This window comes from Deinococcus aquaedulcis (assembly GCF_019693445.1).
Taxonomy (GTDB): domain Bacteria; phylum Deinococcota; class Deinococci; order Deinococcales; family Deinococcaceae; genus Deinococcus; species Deinococcus aquaedulcis.
In genome coordinates this window covers 327,079-350,679 of sequence record NZ_JAHRBL010000003.1, presented here as the reverse complement: position 1 = coordinate 350,679, position 23,601 = coordinate 327,079, and the positions used below count along the sequence as shown (strand labels likewise).

Annotated in this window: 23 protein-coding genes; 14 read left to right on the top strand and 9 right to left on the bottom strand. The window is 67.5% G+C overall.

What is annotated here, in order from left to right; all coding sequences use genetic code 11:
- The first annotated feature begins 1 nt into the window (after window position 1).
- The 5 genes from rpsK (at window position 2) to KMW22_RS06525 (ending at window position 3,987) form a co-directional block, all read left to right on the top strand.
- Window positions 2–397, top strand: coding sequence for a 30S ribosomal protein S11 (rpsK, locus tag KMW22_RS06545; protein WP_221089212.1), 396 nt, complete (start codon window positions 2–4; stop codon window positions 395–397).
- 123 nt (window positions 398–520) lie between these two features.
- Window positions 521–1,141: a 30S ribosomal protein S4 gene (gene rpsD / locus KMW22_RS06540; protein ID WP_221089211.1), complete on the top strand. Its 621-nt coding sequence runs from the start codon at window positions 521–523 to the stop codon at window positions 1,139–1,141.
- A gap of 14 nt (window positions 1,142–1,155) precedes the next feature.
- Complete coding sequence (locus KMW22_RS06535; protein ID WP_221089210.1) at window positions 1,156–2,157, top strand: DNA-directed RNA polymerase subunit alpha; 1,002 nt, start codon at window positions 1,156–1,158, stop codon at window positions 2,155–2,157.
- A gap of 160 nt (window positions 2,158–2,317) precedes the next feature.
- A complete protein-coding gene (gene rplQ, locus KMW22_RS06530) occupies window positions 2,318–2,668 on the top strand; it encodes a 50S ribosomal protein L17 (RefSeq protein WP_107138955.1) in 351 nt (116 codons plus the stop codon).
- Between the two features lie 176 nt (window positions 2,669–2,844).
- On the top strand, window positions 2,845–3,987 hold the full coding sequence (locus tag KMW22_RS06525; RefSeq protein WP_221089209.1) for a GGDEF domain-containing protein: 1,143 nt from the start codon (window positions 2,845–2,847) through the stop codon (window positions 3,985–3,987).
- Between the two features lie 114 nt (window positions 3,988–4,101).
- Here KMW22_RS06525 and KMW22_RS06520 read toward each other — a convergent pair whose 3' ends face one another.
- The 4 genes from KMW22_RS06520 to KMW22_RS06505 all read right to left on the bottom strand — a co-directional run bounded on the left by KMW22_RS06520 (window position 4,102) and on the right by KMW22_RS06505 (window position 9,470).
- On the bottom strand, window positions 4,102–5,235 hold the full coding sequence (locus tag KMW22_RS06520) for an AI-2E family transporter (protein ID WP_328774618.1): 1,134 nt from the start codon (window positions 5,233–5,235) through the stop codon (window positions 4,102–4,104).
- A gap of 280 nt (window positions 5,236–5,515) precedes the next feature.
- Window positions 5,516–6,487: a RodZ domain-containing protein gene (locus tag KMW22_RS06515; RefSeq protein WP_221089208.1), complete on the bottom strand. Its 972-nt coding sequence runs from the start codon at window positions 6,485–6,487 to the stop codon at window positions 5,516–5,518.
- 139 nt (window positions 6,488–6,626) lie between these two features.
- The gene (locus KMW22_RS06510) at window positions 6,627–7,541 is read right to left on the bottom strand and encodes an ABC transporter permease (RefSeq protein WP_221089207.1); all 915 of its coding nucleotides are present in this window, start codon (window positions 7,539–7,541) and stop codon (window positions 6,627–6,629) included.
- Window positions 7,542–9,470: an ABC transporter permease gene (locus tag KMW22_RS06505; protein ID WP_221089206.1), complete on the bottom strand. Its 1,929-nt coding sequence runs from the start codon at window positions 9,468–9,470 to the stop codon at window positions 7,542–7,544.
- A gap of 87 nt (window positions 9,471–9,557) precedes the next feature.
- Between KMW22_RS06505 and ndk the strand changes: the two genes are divergently transcribed.
- Window positions 9,558–9,974 carry a nucleoside-diphosphate kinase gene (ndk, locus tag KMW22_RS06500; RefSeq protein ID WP_221089205.1) on the top strand — a complete coding sequence of 139 codons (417 nt, stop codon included), beginning with the start codon at window positions 9,558–9,560 and terminating at the stop codon, window positions 9,972–9,974.
- Window positions 9,975–10,225: 251 nt separating this feature from the next.
- On the top strand, window positions 10,226–11,260 hold the full coding sequence (locus KMW22_RS19640) for a GGDEF domain-containing protein (RefSeq protein WP_221089204.1): 1,035 nt from the start codon (window positions 10,226–10,228) through the stop codon (window positions 11,258–11,260).
- A gap of 55 nt (window positions 11,261–11,315) precedes the next feature.
- Here KMW22_RS19640 and KMW22_RS06490 read toward each other — a convergent pair whose 3' ends face one another.
- Window positions 11,316–11,786 (bottom strand): hypothetical protein, encoded by a 471-nt coding sequence (locus tag KMW22_RS06490; protein ID WP_235692665.1) that lies wholly within the window; start codon window positions 11,784–11,786, stop codon window positions 11,316–11,318.
- An 84-nt stretch (window positions 11,787–11,870) separates the two neighbouring features.
- Here KMW22_RS06490 and KMW22_RS06485 point away from each other — a divergent pair, with 84 nt between their 5' ends.
- From KMW22_RS06485 to KMW22_RS06465, 5 genes are all read left to right on the top strand, one after another.
- Window positions 11,871–12,191 (top strand): hypothetical protein, encoded by a 321-nt coding sequence (locus KMW22_RS06485; RefSeq protein ID WP_221089203.1) that lies wholly within the window; start codon window positions 11,871–11,873, stop codon window positions 12,189–12,191.
- 36 nt (window positions 12,192–12,227) lie between these two features.
- Window positions 12,228–13,019 carry a nitroreductase family protein gene (locus KMW22_RS06480; protein ID WP_221089202.1) on the top strand — a complete coding sequence of 264 codons (792 nt, stop codon included), beginning with the start codon at window positions 12,228–12,230 and terminating at the stop codon, window positions 13,017–13,019.
- 425 nt (window positions 13,020–13,444) lie between these two features.
- A complete protein-coding gene (locus KMW22_RS06475; protein WP_221089201.1) occupies window positions 13,445–14,569 on the top strand; it encodes a BON domain-containing protein in 1,125 nt (374 codons plus the stop codon).
- Between the two features lie 168 nt (window positions 14,570–14,737).
- Window positions 14,738–15,628 carry an aldo/keto reductase gene (locus tag KMW22_RS06470; RefSeq protein WP_221089200.1) on the top strand — a complete coding sequence of 297 codons (891 nt, stop codon included), beginning with the start codon at window positions 14,738–14,740 and terminating at the stop codon, window positions 15,626–15,628.
- A gap of 482 nt (window positions 15,629–16,110) precedes the next feature.
- Window positions 16,111–17,190, top strand: a complete 1,080-nt coding sequence (locus KMW22_RS06465; protein WP_221089199.1) for a type III polyketide synthase — start codon at window positions 16,111–16,113, stop codon at window positions 17,188–17,190.
- A 61-nt stretch (window positions 17,191–17,251) separates the two neighbouring features.
- On the opposite strand, the gene KMW22_RS06460 is transcribed toward KMW22_RS06465, so the two are convergent.
- The 3 genes from KMW22_RS06460 to KMW22_RS06450 all read right to left on the bottom strand — a co-directional run bounded on the left by KMW22_RS06460 (window position 17,252) and on the right by KMW22_RS06450 (window position 19,430).
- Window positions 17,252–17,440 (bottom strand): hypothetical protein, encoded by a 189-nt coding sequence (locus tag KMW22_RS06460; protein ID WP_221089198.1) that lies wholly within the window; start codon window positions 17,438–17,440, stop codon window positions 17,252–17,254.
- A 27-nt stretch (window positions 17,441–17,467) separates the two neighbouring features.
- The gene (locus tag KMW22_RS06455; RefSeq protein WP_221089197.1) at window positions 17,468–17,638 is read right to left on the bottom strand and encodes a hypothetical protein; all 171 of its coding nucleotides are present in this window, start codon (window positions 17,636–17,638) and stop codon (window positions 17,468–17,470) included.
- A 280-nt stretch (window positions 17,639–17,918) separates the two neighbouring features.
- The gene (locus KMW22_RS06450) at window positions 17,919–19,430 is read right to left on the bottom strand and encodes an NADP-dependent isocitrate dehydrogenase (protein WP_235692664.1); all 1,512 of its coding nucleotides are present in this window, start codon (window positions 19,428–19,430) and stop codon (window positions 17,919–17,921) included.
- Window positions 19,431–19,460: 30 nt separating this feature from the next.
- Between KMW22_RS06450 and KMW22_RS06445 the strand changes: the two genes are divergently transcribed.
- Window positions 19,461–19,772 (top strand): helix-turn-helix transcriptional regulator, encoded by a 312-nt coding sequence (locus tag KMW22_RS06445; RefSeq protein ID WP_235692662.1) that lies wholly within the window; start codon window positions 19,461–19,463, stop codon window positions 19,770–19,772.
- A gap of 101 nt (window positions 19,773–19,873) precedes the next feature.
- Here KMW22_RS06445 and KMW22_RS06440 read toward each other — a convergent pair whose 3' ends face one another.
- Window positions 19,874–20,704 (bottom strand): hypothetical protein, encoded by an 831-nt coding sequence (locus KMW22_RS06440; RefSeq protein WP_221089196.1) that lies wholly within the window; start codon window positions 20,702–20,704, stop codon window positions 19,874–19,876.
- Window positions 20,705–20,849: 145 nt separating this feature from the next.
- On the opposite strand from KMW22_RS06440, the gene acnA reads away from it, so the two are divergent.
- Complete coding sequence (gene acnA, locus KMW22_RS06435; protein ID WP_221089195.1) at window positions 20,850–23,561, top strand: aconitate hydratase AcnA; 2,712 nt, start codon at window positions 20,850–20,852, stop codon at window positions 23,559–23,561.
- Window positions 23,562–23,601 lie beyond the last annotated feature (40 nt).

Here is a 23,601-nt window from a genome sequence, read left to right as displayed (position 1 = left end):
CATGGCGAAGAGCACCAAAGGCAAGACCCCGCGCCGCGCCCGGCGCAACATCAGCGCTGGCCGCGCGTACGTGCACGCCAGCTACAACAACACCATCGTGACCATCACCGACCTCGAAGGCAACTCTGTGGCCTGGTCGAGCGGCGGCACGATTGGCTACAAGGGCAGCAAGAAGGGCACCCCCTACGCCGCCCAGCTGGCCGCTGCCGACGCCGTGAAGAAGGCCGTGCAGACCTTCGGCATGAACGTGGTGGACGTGATTGTGCGTGGCTCGGGCTCCGGCCGCGAGCAGGCCATCCGCGCCATTCAGGCCAGCGGCATTGAAGTGAAGTCCATCATGGACGACACCCCCGTGCCCCACAACGGCTGCCGCCCCAAGAAGAAGTTCCGCGCCTAAACGCGCAGCGCGCGCCCACCTGTCCCGCTTCCGCCAGAGCCTCACCACAGGCGAGGAGGCGGGCGCCAGAGGGCCGCAGACCCGATTTGAGCCCCCGGGGCCAATCGCAAGGAGAATTTGAACATGGGTCGTTTCCGTGGTTCCATTACCAAGCAGAGCCGCCGCGAAGGCATCAACCTCGCGGAGACCGAAAAAGTCCAGAAGTATCTGGACCGCCGCCCCTACGCGCCCGGCCAGCACGGCCAGCGCCGTGGCCGTGGCCGTCCCAGCGACTACTCGGTGCGCCTGCGTGAAAAGCAGAAGCTCGCCCGCCTGTACGGCATTGGCGAAAAGCAGTTCCGTAACCTCTTCGAGGAAGCGGCCAACGTTCCCGGCGTGACCGGCACCGTGTTCCTGCAGCTGCTGGAGCGCCGCCTGGACAACGTGGTGTTCCGCATGGGCTTTGCCAGCACCCGCCGTCAGGCCCGCCAGTTCGTGGGTCACGGGCACATTCTGGTGAACGGCAAGCGCGTGGACATCCCCAGCTACCGCGTCAAGATCGGCGACGAGATTACCGTGGCCGAGCCGGCGCGCAAGATCGGCTTTATTCAGGAGAACATGGAAGCGCAAAAGCGCCGCCGCGTGAGCCCCTGGGTCGAACTGGACGCCGAGAACTTCAAGGGCACCTTCTCCCGCCTGCCTGCGCGTGAAGACCTCGCCCTGCCCATCAACGAGAACTTCATCATCGAGTACTACTCGCGCTAAATCAGGAGGCCCCAGTGGATCAAAAGCGCCCTCAACTCAAAGCCCGCGTGGACGGCGACTACGGCGAATTCGTCCTGGAGCCGCTCACGCGCGGTTACGGCGTCACCATCGGGAACCCCATCCGGCGCATCCTGATGTCCTCGATCCCGGGCACGGCTGTCACCAGCGTGTACATCGAGGACGTCCTGCACGAGTTCTCCACCATCCCTGGCGTCAAGGAAGACGTCATCCAGATCATCCTGAACCTCAAGGAACTCGTGGTGAAGTTCCACGCCTCCGGGCCCAAGACCCTGACCCTGCGCGCGCAGGGCGAGGGCGTGGTGCGCGCCAGTGCCTTTGAGGTCCCCAGCGACGCGGAAATCGTCAACCCTGACCTCGTGATCGCCACGCTGGCCGAAGACGGCAAGCTGGTGATGGAGGTGCGCGTGGAAGAAGGCGAAGGCTACGTCCCCGCCGACAAGCACGCCACCAAGGACCGCATCAACTCCATTCCGGTGGACGCGGTGTTCTCGCCAGTTAGGCGCGTGGCCTACCACGTGGAAAACACCCGCGTGGGCCAGCAGACCGACCTGGACCGCCTGATTCTGCGCGTCTGGACCGACGGCAGCACCGGGCCCCAGGACGCGCTGGACAAGGCTGTGGAGATCCTGCGCGACGAACTGACGGTGTTCGGCAACGTGGAAACCTTGCCGGCCGCCGCCCCCGAGTACCAGCAGCCGGTTTACACCCCCGCGCCCAGCGCGCCCAACGTGTACGACCTGCCCCCCGCCACCGGCAGCGTGAACCTGAACCCCGGCGATTACCCCGCCGAACTGGACACGCCCCGCGTGACCCTCGAAGGCCTGGGCCTGACCACCCGCGTGCTGCATTCCCTCAAGGAAGAAGGCATCGACTCGGTGGACGCCCTGTGCGCCCTGTCCGACCGCGACCTGAAGAAGGTGCCCGGCATTGGCGAGCGCAGCCTCGATGAAATCAAGCAGCAACTGGCCCAGTTCGGCCTGGCGCTGCGCGACTGAGAAAGGGTCTAGGGTCAAAGCGTCTAAGGGTCTAAGGAAAGAGCACGCTGAAGTTACCGGCCTTCCCAGGTTTCTTCCCGCGCACCGCTTCCTGCCGCCCGCGTCCTCTTTGTCCCACTGACCATTCCCCGCCCTCCATTTCCCCCCAAGGAGATTCACCATGCGTCACGGTAAAGCCGGTCGCAAGCTCAACCGCAACAGCAGCAGCCGCGTGGCCCTGGCCCGTGCCCAGGCCACCGCCCTGCTGCGCGAGGGCCGTATCCAGACGACCCTCACCAAGGCCAAAGAGCTGCGCCCCTACGTTGAGAAACTGATCACCACCGCCAAGGGCGGTGACCTGCACGCCCGCCGTCTGGTGGCCCGCGACATCCACGACAACGCCGTGGTGCGCAAGGTCATGGACGAAGTGGCGCCCAAGTACGCCGACCGCCAGGGGGGCTACACCCGCATTCTGCGCGTGGGCACCCGTCGTGGCGACGGCGTGACCATGGCCCTGATCGAACTCGTCTAAGTTCGGCCATACGTCAAGGAACCGGGAGCGAAGGCTTCCGGTTCTTTTTTGCATGCGCTGCTTGGTGGAGGCAGGGACCAACCCAGGCGGTCCACTTCGTGCTGGTGGGCTTTGCTCATCTACACCACGGTCTGAACCGAGTATACGGAAGGTGCAGAACTCCGTATGATTGGGCCATGCACGTCCCTGCGCCGCCGAGCGCCAGTTCTGACCCGGCGGATCTGTCTTTCCGGGAGCGGCGGTTGCTGGGCCGGCTCGTGTTGCCAGGGGGCGCACTGGCGGTGGCCCTGCCGCTGTGGCTGCACGCCGCCTCGCCGTTTCTGGGCGCCTTTGATCAGGCGGCGCTGCCGGTCTTGCTGGGGCTGCTGGCCGCGCTTTCAGTGCTCAGCTGGACGCGCCTGCCGCTGGGCTGGACCGAAACGGCGCTGGTGTCGGTGCTGAACGGCTTTGCGGTGCTGCGTTTGGGGAACCTGCTGGCCGACAGCACCCTGGCCGCCGGGGAGCGCGCCGCGCTGCTGAGCACCACCCTGCCCTGGACCATCGTGGCCCTGATGCTCAATGCCTGGGTGTTTCCGGGCATGGCGGCGCTGCGCCTGAACTTTATGGTGCTGTGTGGGCTCGTACTGTGCATGCTGGCGTGGTGGCCCCAGGGCACGGGCCCGGAACGGCTTTATCTGCTCACCACGCTGGTGCAACTGGTGCTGGCCACCCTGGCGGTGCTGGCCGCGCAGCTGGTGGCCACCCGCCACACCTCGCTGGTGACCCGTCTGGCCCGGCAGGCGATGGCCGACGCCCATACCGACGTGCTGACTGGGCTGCCCAACCGCCGCGCCCTGATGCTGGCTCTGGAAGGCCTGGCCGAGCCGCTTTCGATGGACGGGCCCCGGTTGGTGGCGGCGCTGGTGGATGTGGACCACTTCAAGCGCATCAACGACGACCACGGGCACCCCCGGGGCGACGAGGTGCTGCGCGCACTGGCGGTACAGCTGCGGGGGCACCAGCCGGCGGGGGGCGTGGTGGGGCGCTACGGCGGCGAGGAGTTCCTTTGCCTGCTGCACCTGCCCGACGAAACCGCTGCCCTGGAATTCTGCGAGCGCCTGCGCAGCCGCGTCTCGCGCGAGCCGCTGGCTGGGCTGCCCATCACCGTGAGCGTGGGCGTGGCGGTGATGGGCGCCCCGGTCCACGGCCCCACCCTGCTGGACGCCGCCGACGAGGCGCTGTATCAGGCCAAGCGCGCCGGGCGCAACCGCGTGCATCTGGCCGCCCCGGTGGCGGAGCGGTACGAACGTCAGCGCTCACCTGTGGCCCTGAAAACCTGAGGTGGAGTAGGACAGCGGAGCTTGCCAGACAAAAGAACACGACCAGAGGAGGCTTTCTGGTCGTGCGTTTTGTGCTCGCTGTGTTCTACAGGACTGGGCCCCAGCCTCCTGCCCTCAGGGCCCTTCGGTGTAGATACGGCTGGGGTAGTAATAGCGGTGCAGGGCCAGCTTGCCCAGCGCCACGGTGGGGACGGCCAGCAGCGCCCCCGCAAAGCCCAGCAGCGAGGCCCCCACCAGAATGGCCACCAGGACCGTGATGGGATGCAGGTCCGTAGTTCTGCTGAGAATGTACGGACTGAGAAAGTTGCCCTCAATCTGGTTGGCGGCCACGAACACCACGATCACCAGCAGAATCTTGATCCACGCGCCCGGCAGCGTGAGGGCCAGCAGGATGGCCGGGGTGGCGCCGATGATGGGCCCCAGGTACGGCACGATGTTGAAGGCCCCCGCCAGAAAGCCGATGGCGGCGGCGCTGGGAATGCCCACCAGCGTGAGGCCCACCCACACGAAGACCCCGATAAACACTGCGATCAGCAGCTGCCCGCGCACGTAGCCGCCCACGGCGGTGCCCGTCAGCTCACTGAATTCCAGCACGCGCGGCTGCCAGGGGCGGGGGAAAATGGCCAGCAGCGCGGCGTTCACCCGGCTGTAGTCCAGCATCAGGTAGATGCTCATGAGCAGAATCAGCAGAATCTGGCCCACCATGCCGCCAATGGACAGCAGGCCGCTGAGCACAGTGCCGGTAGAGTTCAGGGCGTTTTGCAGGATGGGCACGATGTTGCGGCCAATGTTCTGCACGTAGGTCTGGGCAGCGGTGATCAGGCGGTCGCGGGCGTCGTCCAACCCCGGCACCCCCCGCGCGCTGAGCCACGAGGACACGCGGTCCAGGACCTCACCCAGCGAGCCGATCTGTTCCGGCAGCTGGCGAAACAGCGTGATCAGCTGCGCCGAGACGGTGGCCAGCAGGATGCCAGCCAAACTGAAGAGCGCCACAAACATCAGAATCACGAAAAAGACGCCCAGGCCGCGTTTGACCCGGCCCTTTTCCAGCCAGTTGAGTAGCGGATTGGCCAGGTAAGCGATCAGGAACGCCACGACAAAGTCAATGACCACTGTGCGCACCTGTCCCACAAGGCGGTAGAGCAGATACGCAGCGAGCGCAAAGACCGCGAGGCGGACCCAGGGTTTGCGCCATGCGTACTGAAAGGCATTGAGCGGCTGGTGGGGCAGGGGGGGAGGGCGGGTCACAGTGCCCCTACTGTACGGCAGGGTGTCGGTTCAGCCTGTCCAGGCTGCGGAGGCGATCAGCACGAGGGGCGCGGCGCAGAGTCGCCGCAGGGTCTATGGCGTGTCCTCGACCTGTTTGTCGTGGCCGGGCCCGTCGCTTGTCATCTGTAGTCGGCGGGGGCTGCTTGGGCCCTCCCCTTGATCGAGGGACCTCTGCACTGGCTCGGGGCGAACCAGAGTCCTCAAAAGACAGCGGTAGAGTGGCCTTCCTTTGGCTTCAGCCTGAAACGGCTCGCTGCCCTCAAAAAGTGCGGGTCACGACCTGCCCGGCTTGGCCCAGGGGGGCAGAGGCCGCGCCGTCCACGCTGACCAGCACGGCTGCCGCATTGCCCGCGCGGATGGTCACGCCGGTGGCAAAGCCCTTAACAGTACCCGCAGCCGGAATGCCCTCGAACAGCACCCGGCCCTGGGCATCGGTCACCCGCGTCCAGGAGGGCCCCGAGAAGGTCACCTTGACCGGCGACGTACTGGGCGCTGGGGCAGGGGTCGGTGACCCGGGGGATGACGGCTTGGGCGCACTGGCCTGAGGCTTGCGCGGGGCGTTCAGGTCAGTGAGCACGCTGCTCTGCCCGGCCGGGCCCAGGGTTGCGCGCAGATTGCGGCTGCGGCCCAGGGCCACAGCTTCCTTCAGGGGGGTGCGGCCGGTGAGTTCCACCCGTAGCTGGGCCCGGGCCCGCGACTGCAGCGGAAAGGCGCGCACTGGGGTGGTGCCCAGATAGCGGTTATCCAGGTACACCCGCGCGCCAGCGGGCACGCTGCTGACCGTCAGCCGCACGGTGGCAGGCACAGGGTCGGGGGTGGCAGGTGGCGTGGTGACCGCGCCAGGGGGAGCCGGAGCCTCGGCGGTGGCGGCTGGTGCCTGCAAGGCCCGCCACGCCAAAGCGCCGCCCAGCAGCGCTACGGCCAGCCCCGCACCCACCAGTGGCCACACTGGTCGGCGCCGGCGGGAGCCACGCAGGGTGGGGGCTGTGGGGGCGGGGGGCAGCGGCAGGTGGCGGTCAAATTCGGCCAGCAGCGGCGCGGGGTCCAGGCCCAGTTCGCGGGCGTAGCGCTGCAGGTACGAGCGGGCAAAGGTGCGTTCGGGCAGGCGGTGCAACTGTTCGTCTTCCAGGGCCTGCAGGTAATCGCTACGAATCTTGGTGTGCAGGGCCACGTCCTGCGTGGTGCGTCCCTGCGCCTCCCTGGCCTGTTTCAGCGCGCTGCCAAACCCCATACCTCTACCCTACACGTTGCCCGCGCCGGGCGTCTGTGCCGGATTCGGCGCCTCCTGGCACCGGCGCCGCTTTAAGCAGCGGCACAGCAAAGCGGGAGGCCACCAGGGCACTCCCGCTGTGCGAAGGAAGGAGAAAAGGTTAGCCGTCGTAGGGGCGGCCCAGGGCCTTGGGCGCGCGGCTGCGGCCAGTGAAGATCAGCGCCAGGATGGTAATCAGGTAGGGCAGGGCGCTCACCAGCGAGGGGGGCAGCAGATCGGTGCCGCCCAGGGCAATGGACAGCGCCTGCAGAAAGCCGAAGAGCAGGGTGGCCGCCAGCACGCCCAGCGGCTTCCACTGCCCGAAGATCAGCGCGGCCAGGGCAATGAAGCCGGCCCCGGCGCTGATGTTGCGCACGTAGGAATCCAGGTTGCCGATGCTGAGGAACGCGCCAGCGGTACCCGCCAGCACCCCAGAGAGAATCACAGCGCTGTAGCGCATGCGTTTGACGTTCACGCCCATGCTGGCCGCCGCGCCGGGCTGCTCGCCCGTGGCGCGCAGGCGCAGGCCGTAGGGGGTGCGGTACATCACGTACCACGTGATCGCCACCGCCAGAAAGGCGAAGAACACGGGCGGCGAGAAGCGCAGGTCCCCGAAGCCCCACAGCGGCAGGGCCTGGGGCACCTTGGGGCTTTCGTTGGACACGCCGTACAGCGCGGTGAGCAGCACGGCGGGCACGCCGGTGGCCAGCAGGTTAATGGCCGTGCCGCTGATCACCTGATCGGCGCGGTAGCGGATGCTGAGCACCGCGTGAATGGCGGCGATCAGGCCGCCCACCACGGCGGCGGCCAGCCAGCCCACCCAGGGCGCGGCCGGGCCCAGACTGGGGGCCAGCAGCTGCGCCACCACGGCGCCGGCCAGCGCGCCGAAGATAATCAGGCCTTCCAGGGCGATGTTCACCACGCCCGCGCGCTCGCTGAACAGGCCGCCCAGCGCGGTTAGCAGCAGCGGCACGACACTGCGGATAAAGGTGGCCAGAAAGGCCGTGGTCAGAAGCTGTGCAAAGAGGCTGTCCATTTACTTGCTCCCGTCGTTGGGGATGTGCATCTGGCGGTGCGCGACGGCGTTGGTGGCCATGTTAGGCGCCGACGAGCTGGGCCCGCTGAGGGCGGCGGCAGGTGGCTCCGTGATGCGGCGGCTGAGGAAGCCGCCCGCCGCGATAAACAGCACGATCAGGGCCTTGAGCACCGTCACGATGTCGCTGTTGACCTTCTGCAGCTTGGTGGTCACGTTGACGCCGCCGGTGTCAATGGTGCCGAACAGCACGCTGGCGGCCACCACGCCGGCCGGGGTGCTCTGGCCCATCAGGGCCACGGCGATGCCGTCAAAGCCCACGTTCACAGGCATGTTCTGCTTCAGGCGGTACTGGTCCAGCGCGCCGCCGTTCACGTAGTGCGTGCCCGCCAGCCCGGCGAACATCCCGGCAATGGTCATGGCCAGGATGGTATTGCGCGCCACGCTGATCCCGCCGTACTCAGCGGCCTTGGGCGATAGGCCCACGGCGCGCAGCGCGTAGCCGGCGGCGGTGCGCCACATCAGGATGCCGAAGAGGGCCACGCAGGCCAGCGCGATCAGGAACGCGCCGTTCAGCTGGCTGCCAGCCACCTCAACCGGAATGCCAATGCGCCAAGTCAGCGCGCCCAGCACCAGGGCCACACCCGTGGCGATCAGCGAACGCAGGCGGTGGCCGCGCATGGCGATCCGCGTGATGAAAAAGGCCGCCAGCGCCACCAGTAGACCGATGCTGAGGGCCACGGTGCCGTTCTGGCCCACATTCAGCACTTCCAGCAGCGGGCGCAGCTGGGCCTGCCCCTGAATCAGTTCACTCTCGGGGTTCGAGCCCTCCGCCTTGAAGGGCAGCGAATAGGTCTTGCCCAGGAAAGGGAACGAGTCGTTACCGATCATGAAAATGAAAATGGCCGAGGCGATGTAATTCAGCATGATCGTGTTGATCACTTCGCTGGAGCCAAATCGGGCCTTCAGGAAGCCAGGAATGGCGCCCCACAGTGCGCCGCCTGCCCCGGCCGCCAGCACGCTGAGCACCAGCAGGCCCCAGCCCAGGCTGGGCGGGCCGTACACGCCCACCAGCATGGCGGCAATGGCGCCCATCGTCAGCTGCCCCGGCGCGCCAATGTTAAAGAGGCCGGTGCGGAAGGCAAACGCCACCGACAGCCCGGTAAAGATCAGCGGGGTGGCCAGCTTCAGGCTGTCCAGCAGTGGGTTCAGGGCGGTGACCGGCGCAAACAGCGAGGAGTACACGAAATACACGAGGTCGTTCTTGGCCAGCCAGCCGGTCCACAGGCTCAGGGGCGTAGGGCTGGTGTTCACGGCCGGCTGCACCACCAGTACCACGATGGCCCCCACCAGAATGGCGAGGCCAATCGCGGTAAAGGGCACCAGCAGGCCGCGCAGGCGGTTGAACGTATCCCACCAGCGCGGCACGTAGCTCAGGCCGGCCCCAGCGGCGATCAGACCGGCCAGCGCCGGCAGAAAGAGGCCCAGGTTCATGCCGCCGCTGGCGTAAAAGTTGCGCAGCTGCCGCTTGGCCCCGGGGCGCAGGGCCGTGTCAGCCAGCACGCGAGCGGTTTCGTTGTCCAGGGCGCCGCGCAGCACCATCACAGCGGCAGTGGCCAGCATAAAGCCCAGCAGGCCGGTCACCCAGAACCACCGGGCGCGGCGCCACGCCCCGAAGAGGGTGGCGGCCAGCGCGGCCAGGGCGCCCCAGGCCAGCGGCAGCACTGGGCCAGTGGCGGGCAGCGGAATCTGCTGATCACCCGTAAGGTTGTAAACAGCGCCCCCCAGGTGCAGCAGGACAGCGTCGGCGTTGAAGCCCCGGCCCAGCGTGGCCAGGGGCGTCAGGAGCAGCCCCAGAATGGCGACCGCGCAGACGATCATGGCGATGCGCGCCGCGACGCCAGACGGGCGAGATTGAGAATCGTGGGTCACCTTCCCATTGTACGTGGTGCCGGCGAATTCCGGCCAGCCTTTGCCGTGGGGGACATGGGGGTGGGCTCTGCTATGCTGCCCGGTGGTATGGAACGCACTTTTGCCATGATCAAACCCGACGGCGTGCGCCGTGGCTTGACCCCCGAGATCCTCAAGCGCATTCAGCACAAGGGCTACCGCATTGTGGGCCTGAAGCAGATGGTGATTGCCCGTGAAACCGCCGAGGCCCACTACGGCGAGCACAAGGAGCGCCCCTTTTTCGGTGAGCTGGTGGACTTCATCACGGGCGGCCCCGTGGTGGCCATCGCCCTGGAAGGAAATGGCGCCATCGCCGGCTGGCGCGCCATGATGGGCGCCACCAACCCCGCCAACGCCGCCCCCGGCACCATCCGCGCCGACTTCGCCACCACCACGGGCGAGAACGTGACCCACGGCAGCGACAGCAGCGAGAGCGCTGCGCGCGAACTGGCGCTGTTCTTCAACGACGGCGAACTGCTGGCCTGAGCCCTGGCCTCACCTGAGGCCTGGCGCCGTGGTGGCCCGCTTCCTGCCCCCAGTGGGGGAGGGGACGGGCCACCACCCTGTTTGCCGGGAAGAGGGGCAGCGCCCCGTGTGGGCCATGCACTACTATGGGCGGTGCCGCGCGGGCCCCGCCTCCCTGGTCCCCCATGCCCCCACAGGCGCCCGCCGCACCCAGGACAAGCGCATGAACCCACCGAGCGGGCCCCTACAGTTCAACGGCATGAGCCACCGGCGTGCCTGACGCGCTGCCCCTTCGCCTGCAGCGCAGCCGGCAGGTGGCGGTCATCACGTCGTGCCTCGCCTACGTGCTGTACGCGCTGCTCACCGCCCTGATTGACCCCCCCGGCGCTTTTCCCGGCGCCTACAACGTCCCCAAATACTGGGCGGCGCTGGTGGCGCTGGGCACCGTGGTCGCGGTGCTGGTCTCGCCCCAGTCGCTGCGGCGGATCTATATGGTGACCACCGCTGGCTACGTACTGGCGGCTGTGGTGGAGATTCCGCGCGCGGTGGCCTGGGCCGATATGCCCATGCACCTGAGCCTGTGGCTGAACATGAACATCCTGGTGTCGTACCTGGTGTTCGGTTCGCGCTTTGGCACGGCGCTGAATATTGCGGGTATCGCCATCATGCTGGTAAGTCTGGTGGTCAATGGCCCGGTGGCCGCGCCCAATCTGGCCGACTGGGTGACCGTCAGTATCGTGATGGGGGCCACCGGGGTCATGGCCTACCTGCTGGTGTCCTTTATCGAGAACAACCTCTCGCGCCACCGCGAAGACAACGAACGCCTGCGGGCTGCCCGGCAGGACGCCGTGACCGAAGTGATGGGCCGGGGCGCCATTGAAGAGGAACTGGAGCGCGCCGTGCAGCACGCCGCCCAGGCCCGCACGCCGCTGAGCATCATCGTGACCGATATTGACCACTTCAAGCGCGTGAATGACCAGCATGGGCACGCCGTGGGTGACGATGTGCTGCGCGCCACCGCCAAGCGGCTGCGGCGCAGCGTGAGCGGTTCGGGCGGGCTGGTGGGCCGCTGGGGCGGCGAGGAATTTATCGTGCTGCTGCCCGGCGTGGCCAAGACCGACGCCCTGGCCGTGGCCGAGCGCCTGCGCGCCGAGGTCAGCGCCGAGCCGGTGGCGGGGCTGCAGGTGACCGCCAGCTTTGGGGTGGCCTCTATGCGCGGGCCCCACGACACCATTGACGCCATGTTCAGCCGCGCCGACAGCGCCATGTACCACGCCAAACGCGCGGGTCGCAACGCCGTGCGTTAGGCGAGTGGGCGGACCGAAGCTGGCCCCTTCAGCAGGACCGGCCTCGCGTGCCCCCCTACGGTGAAAAGGCGCGCAGCAGTTTGGGTTCGTTTTGCGTGACATAGCCCCGGGTCAGGATGCGCAGCCCGGTCTTGGTGGGCAGAATCAGGGTATCGGCCAGCCGCGAGCCGGGGGCCGGGCGCAGGCCGGGGCCGCTGGGCGTGTTCACGGGGCGCGCGCCACTGCCCGCCAGCTCCTGTGCGCTGAAGCGGGGCGTGCGGATGTCCAGCATCCAGCTCAGGGGCCGGGCGTCGCTGTCGTAGACCACCACGACCTGCGCGGCGTCCAGGGGGGAACGCTCGACCCAGGTGGTGCGGCGCTGGCCCACCGGAATGCGTTCGCGCAGATCGGCCTGGGCGTCGTAGGCGCCAGTGGCCGTGAACAGGATGCGCGACACCAGATCCTGGCTGCCACCCGCTGCTGGCTTGCACCCGCCCAGCAGCGCGGCAGCAAACAGGGGCCAGACAGAGAAGAGGCCAGAGCGCATGGGCCCCACCGTACACCACGCGCTTGCGCCCGGTGGGGGGCATCTGTCATGCCCGGCGTGGGGGCACTGTGCGACCATGCCCCCATGCGCGCGCACCACCTGGCCCTGCTGCTGACCGGGGCGCTGCTGCTGGCCCTGCTGGGGCTGGGGCTGCGCCTGCAGCTGGGCTGGGGCCGGGGCCGGGCCCGCTGGCCGCACCACGCCCTGTTTTTTGCTGTCTGCCTGGGAACGGCCCTGAGCATGTTGCTGGCCGTCCGCGCCGGGCAGGCGGGCTGGGCGCTGCTGCCCGCACTGGCGCTGCTGCTGTCCATGCCCGCCACCCGCCCGGGGCAGGGAAACCACTGGCGCCGGGCCTTGCTGTGTGCGGCGGCGTTCGCGCTGGGCGCCGGGGTCACCTGGGGGTAGGTGCCTGGCTTAAGGGGCCCCTGCTAGCCTGACCCCATGAACCTGATTGACGGCATGCTGGCGCGGCGCACCACCAATGGCCCCTTCCGGCCAGAGCCGGTGAGCCGGGAACACCAGCACCTGCTGATGCGTGTGGCGCAGGCCGCGCCCAGCCATTTCAATTCGCAGCCCTGGCGCTTTGTGCTCATCGAAGACCGCCAGACCATTGAGCGCGTGGCCGGGCTGGCCGGGCAGAGCATGACTGAATTGATTGAAGCGGGCGTGTTTTTCGAGCGCTACCGCCGCTACTTCCGCTTCTCCGAGGCCGAGATGGAGGCCCGGCGCGACGGCATTCATATTGACCACCTGCCCGGCCCCCTGAAACCCTTTACCCGGCAGGTGTTCAGCGACGCGGGCCTGAAACTGATGCGGCAACTGGGCGTGCCCAAGAAGCTGGGCGAGGACAATCGCAAGCTGGTGGCAGGCAGTCCGCTGCTGCTGGCCGCTCTGCTGGACCGCACCGAGTACCGCCCGGGGGAACTCAGCGGGTTTTATTCGGTGTTTGGGCTGGGCGCCGCCATGGAAAACATCTGGAACGCGGTGGGGGCGCTGGGGATGGGCATTCAGTTTGTCAGCACGCCTATGGAGATTCCCCGCCACTGGCAGGCCCTGGGCGAACTGCTGCAGGTGCCGGACGACCTGGAACTGATGGCGGTGTACCGCCTGGGCTACCTGCCGCCAGACGGCGCGCGCCCCAGCATTGACTGGAGCAGCCGCCACCGCAAACGCCTGGACCAGTTCGTGTTCCGCGAAAGCTGCGCCGTCCCCGAAGCCAACCCAGGCGAATAAAGAGGGAGAGGGAGGGGAGTGGTGCTTGGCTCCTGAGGGTCTCCGAACCTTCTGCCGAACATTCGGGAGGGGATCAGATGTGCCCTTAACTCCTACGAGGCTCCCGTATCTCCCTTTCTGCAAGCCACTCCGAGCGGGCCACCGCTGTAACAGGTCGGATGTTGTCGCCTTACGCGAGGAAGGCCAAAAGGTACGCTCCCGGTCCCTCTCAACCGCGCCTTCTTGCCCAGGACTCTAATGAAGTCCCGCTCAAGTGGCGAATGAAGGGCGGCGGGCTCAGGCTTTAGGGTCATGTCATCTGGCGCTGTGGCGGGCTGGTCATGATCAGGGGGTCAGCACACGCGAGCAGTGCGCTTTGCCGGTTGGTCGGACTTCGCCGACCATGGCTGCTTGGCCGCTGCGTTCTTTCCCACAAGGAGAGCACCATGACCCGTTCCCGTGATGACCGCTACGACATGCAACGCGACGACCGTTTTGACCAGGGCAACCGCCAGTCCGGCATGGACCGTGATCAGGGCGCCGGCCAACACCAGCAGGGGTATGGTCAGGGCGACAGCCAGCAGGGCATGGGCCGCCAGATGGATCAGGGGTACGGCCACCAGAGCTATGGCCAGCAGGGCTTGGGGCCGCAGGGCTACAGCGCCCAGGGGCAGCAAGGCATGGGGGGCCAGCAGGGCCACGGCCAGTTCAGCCATGAGCAGCAAGGATACGGCCAGCAAGGATACGGCCAGCAGAGCTATGGACAGCAGCCGTACGGCCAGCAGCGCCAGGGCGCCGGCGGAATGGGCCAGCAGAGTTACAGCCAGCAGGGCTATGGGCAGCAGGGGTACAGCCAACAGGGCTACGGCCAGCAAGGGTACGGGCAGCAGGGCGGCATGGGGCAGTCCCCCTCCGGCCGCCAGGGCAGCGACCACCTGATGTTTGGCGGCTACGGCGGCGACCACACCAGCTATGGCCGGGGCGACGGCCTGCTGCAGAGCAGTGGCGGTGGCCGAATGTCGGGCCAGATGGGCATGGGCTGGAGCAATGACCGGGGCGCCATGGGCAGCGAGCGCAGCAGCGGCCAGCTGTGGGGCCAGGGCGCGGGCTACAGCGGCAGGGGGCAGGGGATGGGCCAGCAGAGCGGCCAGGGCCAGAGCTTCCGGGGCCGTGGGCCCAAGGGCTACCAGCGCAGCGATGACCGCATCAAGGAAATGGTGAGCGACCTGCTCGAAGACCATCATGACCTGGATGCCAGCGAGATTGAGGTGCAGGTCCAGAATGGCGAAGTGACCCTGACCGGCACCGTCAGCGACCGCCGCCAGAAGCGGCTGGCCGAGGACTGCCTCGAAGGCCTGCGCGGCGTGCGCGACGTGCACAACCAGTTGCGGGTGCAAGGCCAGGGCAGCCAGAGCACGGGCCAAATGCAGGGCGGCCAGACCTCGCAGACCCAGGGCAGCCAACTGCAGACCACCCAGAATGCCGGCAACACTTCGTCGGCGGGCACGGGCAACGGCCTGACGGCCCAGGGCACCCGCAGCACGGAAAGCGGCGGCACCCACCGCAGCTGAGCTTGGTCCGGGTCCCAGCAGCCTGAAACGTAGTCTGTAACCCCCTTCTCCTCTGTGCGCGTCAGGGTCCCAGCGGCCCTGGCGCGCGCTGCACCTTTAGGGCGCCTTGAGCCAAGTGCCATGTGTGGGCCCGGGCCAGGGGCGCACAATGCCCGCTGGAGGTTCCACATGACCGAAACGACTGCACCCGCCGCTGCCAGCGGCACCTTCAAGATTGGCGGTGACCTGAGTGTGAACCGGCTGGGCTTCGGCGCCATGCGCGTCACTGGCGAGGGCGTGTGGGGCGATCCCACCGACCGCCGGGCGGCCCTGGACACCCTGCGGGCCCTGCCCGAACTGGGCGTGAACCTCATTGACACCGCCGACAGCTACGGCCCGGCGGTCAGCGAGGAACTGCTGCGCGAGGCCCTGCACCCCTTCGACACCGTGGTGATCGCCACCAAGGCGGGCCTGACCCGCACCGGCCCCAACGTCTGGATTCCCCTGGGGCGCCCGGAATACCTGAAGCAGCAGGCGCATCTGAGCTGCCGCCGGTTGGGGGTAGAGCGAATTGACCTGTGGCAGCTGCACCGCATTGACGCTAACGTGCCGCGCGACGAGCAGTTCGGGGCCATCAAGGAACTGATGGACGAGGGCATCATTCGTCACGCCGGCCTGTCTGAAGTCAGCGTGGAGGAAATCGAGGCGGCCCGCGCCGTGTTTCCGGTAGCCACCGTGCAGAATCTGTACAACCTCGTCAACCGCAAGAGTGAAGACGTGGTCGATTACTGCGAGCGCGAGGGCATTGGATTTCTGCCCTGGTATCCGCTGGCCGCCGGCGGGCTGGCGCGGCCCGGCAGCGTGCTGAGCGACGTGGCGGGGCGGCTGGGGGCCACGCCGTCGCAGGTGGCGCTGGCCTGGGTGTTGCGGCGCAGCCCGGTGATGCTGCCGATTCCTGGGACGGGCAAGCGCAAGCACCTGGAAGAGAATGTGGCGGCGGCGCGGCTGAGCCTGTCGGATGAGGATTTCCGGGCGTTGGATCAGGTGGGGCGGGAGGAGTGGGCGAAGCAGGGGGGATAAGGGTTTTTGTGTGGACGGCGGTGGGCTTGGGCCTGCTGCCGTTTTTTCGTCAAGCTGCCTGCGTTTGCCCCACCCCCCAGCCCCCTACCCCGGAGGGGCAGGGGGAGCGGCGCTGCGCTGACAAACGTTGACTGACGGTGTCGGGCGGCCCGGCTTCGCCCCGCTGTGTACGCCGTCGCCTTGCTCCGCCCATCGCCGGACGCCCGCGCGCTGCGCGCACGACGGCTTCGTCTGGACCTGGGCGGCATTGGGGCAAGCAGGCTTGGTGCGTACGAGAAGGTTCTACTTTCAAAAGAAAAGAGGCGGCAGGGCTTGGTTCTTGCAGGGCCTCTTTTCTGTTGAGGATGGGCAGTTTTTCGGCAGGTTCTCTGTAGGATGAAGGCAGCGTTCCGGAGTTCCGGTTTGCTTCTGAACAACTCCCAGCTTTTTCCTAAGGTGGGGGGCAACTTTGCGCACGGTTTGGGCGGTGGGGGAGCGGCAGAATGCCCCGCATGACGTTTCCCGCTCCTCTGTTGCGCGCCGTGGTCACGGGCACGCCGCCCTGGTCGGCCCCGCAGAATCAGGTGCGCGAGGCGGCACGCACCCTGTTTCCGCGGATGGCGGCGCGACCGGGCCTGTTAGAGGTATTCGACAACGCGCAAATTGACACCCGGGCGCTGGCCCGGCCGCTGGAATGGTATCTGTCGCCGCGCCCCTTCAGCGAACGCAACGCCGCCTTTGTGGAGGAGGCCCGCGCGCTGAGTGTGCGGCTGGCGCGGCAGGCGCTGCAAGAGGCGCAGGTGGCCCCGGCCGAGGTGGACGCGGTGGTGCTGGTGAACACCAGCGGCATCAGTGCGCCCAGCCTGGACGCGCACGTGATTGAGGCGCTGGGGATCAGCCGCCACGCCGTCCGGTTGCCGGTGTGGGGCCTGGGGTGTGCAGGGGGAGCAGCTGGGCTGGCCCGCGCCGCTGATCTGGTGCGTGCGGGGTTCCGGCGGGTGCTGTTTGTGGCGGTGGAACTGTGCAGCCTGACCCTGCTGGCCGGCGACGAGTCCAAGAGCAATTTCGTGGGTACGGCGCTGTTTTCCGACGGCGGCGCGGCCCTGGTGCTCACCGCGCCGGATGTGCCGGGGCCGCCCCCTCTGGCCGAACTGTGCGGCGCGTTTTCCACCCTGATCGAAGACAGCGAGGACATCATGGGCTGGGACGTGGTGGATGACGGCCTGAAAGTGCGCTTCAGCCGCGATATTCCGGCCCTGGTGCGCGGCATGATGGCGCAGAACGTGGCGCAGGCCCTGACCGCCCACGGCTGGACGCGGGAGCAGGTGGGCACCTTCGTGATTCACCCGGGCGGCGTGAAGGTGCTGGCCGCCTTTGAGGAAGCGCTGGCCCTGCCCGCTGGCACCCTGGACACCAGCCGCGCCGTGCTGCGCCGCTACGGCAACATGAGCAGCGCCACGGTGCTGTTCGTGCTGGCCGAGGCGCTGCAGGCCCGCCCACAGGGACAAGGCCTGTTGACCGCCATGGGCCCCGGCTTCAGCGCCGAACACGTGCTGCTGCGCTTCTCGGTGGCGGGGGCTTAAATAAGGAAAACACGCCGCCGGGTCAAAGTTCCCCGGCGGCGTGGCCCTGTTTCACCGCGTGCTAGCCGTTGTTCTCGCGGCGCTGGTCCTCGTCGTCTTCGGCCATGCTGTCGGCCACGTCGGGGTTGGCCAGCAGGCCGCCTTCTTCCTTGCTGTGGGCAGGGTCGGTGGTGCTGCTCAGCTGCTCCATCTGCGACACGCCAACGTTCGGTTCATCGGCCGGGGTGTGGCCGGGTTTGCCTTCGCCCATCGGGGACCTCCTGGGGGTGGGGGCGGCTTAACGCCGGAGGTTCTGGGGTTGCGCACCGTCCAGTTCGCCCCGGACCTCTTGGGGGGTCTGGTCGGCCTGCCGGGCGTGCTCCTGCATGGTCTGGTCCTGCACGTCCTTGATGTCGCTCAGGTCGTCGGTGTCCTTGGTGCCGCCCTGGGGGTGAGATTTGTCCGTCATGGGGTTCGCGCCTCCTTATGGCCTGAAGTCGGTGGTTCGCCTCCCAGCGTAGGCCCAGGGCATGAAGGCCGGCCCCCGCCCAGCTTCATCGAGGATTGGGCATTGGTCGGCAGGTGATGGGAGAGGGCAGGGCGAAAGTGCTGGGCCTGCCTCGCTGTCCCGGAGCGGATCTTCAGCGGTCGCACTGCACCTACCCGCGCCAGCAGAACGAAAAAGAGACCGCCGCTGCGCCAAGGTTCAGCGCAGCAGCGGCCTGGAAGGCGAGCCCTTTCCCTTCCCTTTACTGCCCCTGGCCCATCGAGAAGCCGGGCACGCCGTCAAAGGTGTACAGGTGCTCGGTCTTGATGAAGTCCAGCCCGCTGTCCAGCAGGCCCGAGAGCAGCGCCACCACGTCGGCGTGCGTCACGGCCTGCTCGCCCTGCGCCAGGAAGCGGCAGCGCCAGTGGTCGGCGCGGCGGGTTTCCTGCTGGCCGCCGGGCCACACCTTCACGCCCCGGTTGGTGATCATGTTCAGGCTCAGGGCGCCGGTCGCGTGGGCCTGCAGCTTCTCGGCCAGGGCCTGGGGGTCGCGGTCGGCCTCGGCCCACTCGAAGAACACGTCGGTGCCCACCAGCGTCTTGGTCACGTCGCGGCGGCTGGGGGGGGCGGCGGGGACCGCCAGCTGGCCGGGGCTGCGGCGGGCGGCGGGCAGGTGCGCAGGCGCCTGGCCCAGGCGGGCAATCACGGCGTCGGCAAATTCGCGGGTGCCCACCTTTTCCTTGGTGTGCTCGCCGGCAATGTCGGGGGTGTGCACGCCATCTTCCAGGGTGCGCAGCCACGCGTTTTGAACCTGTTCGGCCACGTCATGCTGGCCCAGGTGCCCCAGCATCATCACGGCGGCCTGCAGCAGCCCGCCGGGGTTGGCGAGGTTCTGCCCGGCAATGTCGGGCGCACTGCCGTGAATCGCTTCAAAGAGCGCGAAGCTGGGTCCAATGTTGGCGCTGCCCGCCAGGCCCACAGAGCCGGTGATCTCGGCGGCCACGTCGCTGATGATGTCGCCGTACAGGTTCAGGGTCACGATCACGTCGTACCGCTCGGGGCGGGTGGCGAGGCGCGCGGTGCCGATGTCAATGATCTGGTGTTCCTGGGCGATGTCGGGGTACTCGGCGCCAATCTCGCGGTAGACCTCGTGGAACAGGCCGTCCGTCAGCTTCATGATGTTGTCTTTGCTCAGGGCCGTGACCTTCTGGCGGCCGTGGGCGCGGGCGTATTCAAAGGCGTAGCGCACAATGCGCTCGCAGCCCTCGCGGGTGACCAGTTTCAGGCACTGCACCACCTCGCGGGTCTGGCGGTGCTCAATGCCGGCGTACAGGTCCTCTTCGTTCTCGCGGATGATCACCACGTCGGCCTGGGGGTGCAGGGTGGGCACAAACGGCGCGTACGAGCGGCAGGGGCGCACGTTGGCGTACAGGCCCAGCGTCTTGCGCAGGGTCACGTTCAGGCTCTTGTAGCCGCCGCCCTGCGGGGTGGTAATAGGCGCTTTGAGCAGCACACCCGCCGCGCGCAGGGTGTCCCAGGTGTCGGGGGTAAAGCCGCTGGTGTGGCCTTCTTTGTACACCGCTTCGCCCACGCGGATGGGCACCGGCTGAATGCGCGCGCCCGCCGCCGAGAGCACGCGGAGGGTGGCGTCCATAATTTCCGGTCCAATGCCGTCGCCGTGGGCAACAGCCACCGGAACAAGCGCGGTGTGATCGGTGGGGGCGGAGTGGTGGGAATCAAGCGTGGCCTGCATCATGGGGTGCCTCCGGGTCATGCGAAACTTAATACGCGAAAAGAATGTCGCATGTTTCGTGCTAGTGTCAAGGCCCCTATGGCCGCGCCTGTCCCTGCCCCCTGGACCTTCCTGACCAATCACACCCACGTGCTGCTGTGCCTGGACCGCTTTCCTGGCGACACGCTGCGCGAGGTGGCCGCCCGCGTGGGCATCACCGAACGGGCGGTGCAGCGCATCGTGCGCGATCTGGAAGAGGCTGGCGTGGTGAGCCGCGAGCGCCAGGGCCGGCGCAACACCTACCGCATCCAGCACGCGGCGGCGCTGAGGCACCCCCTGGAGGCGCACCACACGGTGGGCGAATTGCTGGCGTCACTGGGGTAAGGGATGGACGCTGCCTGTCTGTCCTCACGGCAAGCAAAGACCGGGCCCCGGGTCTTTCACCCGGGGCCTGTGACTTTGAAGCAGCAGCTCGCGTTCCCGCCTTACCCTTTGACTTCGGCCACCAGATTCAGCACGGCGCGCTTCAGGTTGCCCGCTTCCGGCCCTTCAGCCAGCACTTCGCCGGTCCCCCCGTCCATCACGCGGGCCTGCACGCGGGGTTGTTCGCCGGGCTCCACCACGATTTCCAGGCGCTGCCCTGGGCCCAGGGCCTGGGCGGCATAGTTCAGGCACCACTCGGCCCAGTTGACCTTCTCGGGCTGCGGCGCGTTCGCCTTGGCTTCCTGCTTCTCGCGGTAGGCCTGGGTTTTCTGCTCGGCCTGGGTGCGCGCCACCTCGTAGCGCTGGGGCACGCTAAGAGACTCAAAGGGCACCTCGTCGCCGCTGTCAGGGTGGTACACGGTGGTGTCGGGTTCCAGCTTTTTCACCACCCCGGCCATGATCCGCAGTTCGGCGGCGGGCGGCGCGTCCTCCCAGGGGGCGGTTTCGCTCGCCGCCTCAACCAGCCGCGCCACCACCCGCTGCTGCTCGGGTTCCAGCTCAGTCACGATGTTTGCGGCGGCCTTCATGGCGCGCGCCTGCCGTTCGTTCTGCGGCTGCACGCCGATGGGTGAGAGGACCTTGGCCACGTTCGCGGCGTCTATCAGGCGCCCGGCCTGCGGCAGGGTAAAGCCCCAGCGCTCCTGCAGGTACGCCTCAAAGCTCTCGTGGGTGGCGCGGTAAAAGGCGTTGTCGCGGATGTCACTCAGCGCCTGCCCGGTGCGCTGAAAGTCGCGCAGGCCGTCGCGCACGGTCTGTTCCAGGGCCTTTAAGCGGGCCGATTCGTGGGGCTCCAGAGCAGCGGAGCCAGTGGTGGGGGAGAGGGTGGGGGCCATCACGCCCACTCTGCCATACCTGTCTTGTTGTCTCGGAAGTGGTAACAGTTTTCAAGGGCCGCGTGCCTGTTCCGGTAACGCCCGCCCACACACCAAACATTTATGATGAATGGACCGCCCCCCGGGGCAAGGAGGAACCACACTCATGGCGATGAACCTGTTCGGAACGCGCGACGTTCTTACCACGCAAGGCGGCCAGCCGCTGTACTACTACAACCTCAACAAACTGCAGGCCCAGGGCCATGACATCAGCAAACTGCCCGTGAGCATCAAGGTGCTGCTCGAGAGCGTGCTGCGCGAGGCCAACGACTACGACGTGCGCCGCGAGGACGTGGCCACCGTGGCCGGCTGGAAGCCCGTCAACGAGGAAGTCGAGATTCCCTTCAAGCCCGCCCGCGTGATTCTGCAGGACTTCACGGGCGTGCCCGCCGTGGTGGACCTCGCTGCCATGCGCAGCGCCATGGTCGCGCTGGGCGGCGATCCCAGCAAGATCAACCCCCTGATTCCCGTGGACCTGGTGATTGACCACTCCGTGCAGGTGGACGAGTTCGGCACGGACTTCGCCCTGGCCAACAACATGGCCCTGGAGTTTGAGCGCAACCGCGAGCGCTACGAGTTCCTGCGCTGGGGCCAGCAGGCCTTCGACAACTTCGGCGTGGTGCCTCCCGCCAGCGGCATCGTGCACCAGGTGAACCTGGAGTACCTGGCCAAGGGCGTGCAGAGCCGCCCCGAGGACGACGGCGTCGTCGTGTACCCCGACAGCCTCGTGGGCACCGATAGCCACACCACCATGATCAACGGCCTGGGCATCGTGGGCTGGGGCGTGGGCGGCATTGAGGCCGAGGCCGTCATGCTGGGCCAGCCCATCTACATGCTCATGCCCGAAGTGATCGGCTTCAAGATCACGGGCGCCATGCCCGAAGGTGCCACCGCCACCGACCTTGCGCTGCGCGTGACCGAAATGCTGCGCCAGAAGGGCGTGGTGGGCAAGTTCGTGGAGTTCTACGGCGCCGGCCTGAGCAACATGACGCTGCCCGACCGCGCCACGATTGCCAACATGGCCCCCGAATACGGCGCGACCATGGGCTTCTTCCCCGTGGACGACGAGGCGCTGCGCTACCTGCGCCGCACCGGCCGCCTGGAAACGGAAATTGAACTGGTCGAGCAGTACTACAAGGCCCAGGGCATGTTCCGCACCGACGAGACGCCCGATCCCGTCTTCACCGACCACATCGAACTGGACCTGAGCACCATCGTGCCGAGCCTCGCCGGCCCCAAGCGCCCCCAGGACCGCGTGAACCTGACGGACATGCACACGGTGTTCAACGAAGCCCTGACCGCCCCCGTCAAGGCGCGCGGCTTTGAGCTGCCCGAGGGCAAGCTGGCCGCCCAGGGCACCATCACCGGCACCGACATCAAGATCGGGCACGGCGCGGTGACGCTGGCTTCGATCACCTCCTGCACGAACACCAGCAACCCCAGCGTGCTGATCGCCGCCGGTCTGGTGGCCAAGAAGGCCGTGGAACTGGGCCTGAAGAGCAAGCCCTGGGTTAAAACCAGCCTCGCCCCCGGCAGCCGCGTGGTGACCGAGTACCTGGAAGCCGCTGGCCTGCAGCGCTACCTGGACCAGATTGGCTTCAACACCGTGGGTTACGGCTGCATGACCTGCATTGGTAACTCCGGCCCCCTGCCCGAGCCCGTGGTGGACGCGATCACCGAAGGCGACCTCGTGGTGGCCAGCGTGCTCTCCGGTAACCGCAACTTCGAAGGCCGCGTGAACCCGCACATCAAGGCGAACTACCTCGCCTCGCCCCCCCTGGTGGTGGCCTACGCCCTGGCCGGCACCGTTGTGAACGACATCGTGAACGACGCCATCGGTACTGGCCACGATGGCCGTCCCGTGTACCTGAAAGACATCTGGCCCACCGCCGCCGAGATCCAGACGGTCATGGACAGCGCCATCAACGCCGAGATGTTCAAGAAGGTCTACGACGGCATTGAAAAGAGCAACAAGGACTGGAACGCCATTCCCGTGTCCGAGGGCGCGCTGTACAACTGGAACGCGGACAGCACGTACATCCAGAACCCCCCCTTCTTCGACAACCTCGCGGGCGGCCCCAGCGAGATCGTGAGCATCGAAGGCGCGCGCGTGCTGGTGAAGGTGGGCGACTCCGTGACCACCGACCACATCAGCCCCGCAGGGTCCTTCAAGGCCGACACCCCCGCCGGCAAGTTCCTGACCGAGCGCGGCATTCAGCCCAAGGACTTCAACTCCTACGGCTCACGGCGCGGCAACGACCGCATCATGACGCGCGGCACGTTTGCCAACATCCGCCTCAAGAACCAGCTGGCCCCCGGCACCGAAGGCGGCTTCACCACCGACTTCACCACCGGCAACGTGACGAGCATCTACGACGCCTCGGTGAACTACAAAGCCAGCCACATTCCGCTGCTGGTGTTCGCGGGCAAGGACTACGGCATGGGGTCCAGCCGCGACTGGGCTGCCAAGGGCACCTTCCTGCTGGGCGTGAAGGCTGTGATTGCCGAGAGCTTCGAGCGCATCCACCGCTCGAACCTCGTGGGCATGGGCGTGCTACCCCTGCAGTTCAAGAATGGCGAGACCGCCGAGAGCCTGGGCATTCAGGGCGACGAGGTCTTCGACGTGCTTCTGCCCGCCGACCTGAAGCCCCGCCAGGACGTGAGCCTGCGGATTACCAAGGACGGCCAGAGCCGCATTGTGACCGTGCAGTGCCGCATCGACACCCCCGTCGAGATCGACTACTACAAGAACGGCGGCATTCTGCAGACCGTGCTGCGCAGCATCCTGGAGCGCAGCAAGAACGAAGTCAAGGCGTAAGCCTGAAGCGGAACCCTCCACAGCGGAGGCCCTGCCTGGG

Coding starts and splice junctions, on each gene's coding strand:
- KMW22_RS06480 (WP_221089202.1), top strand. CDS start 12,228: ATGAACCTGATTGACGGCATGCTGGCGCGGCGCACCACCAATGGCCCC.
- KMW22_RS06515 (WP_221089208.1), bottom strand. CDS start 6,487: ATGGGGTTTGGCAGCGCGCTGAAACAGGCCAGGGAGGCGCAGGGACGC.
- KMW22_RS06465 (WP_221089199.1), top strand. CDS start 16,111: ATGCCCCGCATGACGTTTCCCGCTCCTCTGTTGCGCGCCGTGGTCACG.
- KMW22_RS06440 (WP_221089196.1), bottom strand. CDS start 20,704: ATGGCCCCCACCCTCTCCCCCACCACTGGCTCCGCTGCTCTGGAGCCC.
- KMW22_RS06485 (WP_221089203.1), top strand. CDS start 11,871: ATGCGCGCGCACCACCTGGCCCTGCTGCTGACCGGGGCGCTGCTGCTG.
- KMW22_RS06510 (WP_221089207.1), bottom strand. CDS start 7,541: ATGGACAGCCTCTTTGCACAGCTTCTGACCACGGCCTTTCTGGCCACC.
- rpsD (WP_221089211.1), top strand. CDS start 521: ATGGGTCGTTTCCGTGGTTCCATTACCAAGCAGAGCCGCCGCGAAGGC.
- KMW22_RS06490 (WP_235692665.1), bottom strand. CDS start 11,786: ATGCGCTCTGGCCTCTTCTCTGTCTGGCCCCTGTTTGCTGCCGCGCTG.
- KMW22_RS06475 (WP_221089201.1), top strand. CDS start 13,445: ATGACCCGTTCCCGTGATGACCGCTACGACATGCAACGCGACGACCGT.
- rplQ (WP_107138955.1), top strand. CDS start 2,318: ATGCGTCACGGTAAAGCCGGTCGCAAGCTCAACCGCAACAGCAGCAGC.
- KMW22_RS06455 (WP_221089197.1), bottom strand. CDS start 17,638: ATGACGGACAAATCTCACCCCCAGGGCGGCACCAAGGACACCGACGAC.
- KMW22_RS06450 (WP_235692664.1), bottom strand. CDS start 19,430: ATGACCCGGAGGCACCCCATGATGCAGGCCACGCTTGATTCCCACCAC.
- acnA (WP_221089195.1), top strand. CDS start 20,850: ATGGCGATGAACCTGTTCGGAACGCGCGACGTTCTTACCACGCAAGGC.
- KMW22_RS06445 (WP_235692662.1), top strand. CDS start 19,461: ATGTTTCGTGCTAGTGTCAAGGCCCCTATGGCCGCGCCTGTCCCTGCC.
- KMW22_RS06460 (WP_221089198.1), bottom strand. CDS start 17,440: ATGGGCGAAGGCAAACCCGGCCACACCCCGGCCGATGAACCGAACGTT.
- rpsK (WP_221089212.1), top strand. CDS start 2: ATGGCGAAGAGCACCAAAGGCAAGACCCCGCGCCGCGCCCGGCGCAAC.
- KMW22_RS06525 (WP_221089209.1), top strand. CDS start 2,845: ATGCACGTCCCTGCGCCGCCGAGCGCCAGTTCTGACCCGGCGGATCTG.
- KMW22_RS06470 (WP_221089200.1), top strand. CDS start 14,738: ATGACCGAAACGACTGCACCCGCCGCTGCCAGCGGCACCTTCAAGATT.
- ndk (WP_221089205.1), top strand. CDS start 9,558: ATGGAACGCACTTTTGCCATGATCAAACCCGACGGCGTGCGCCGTGGC.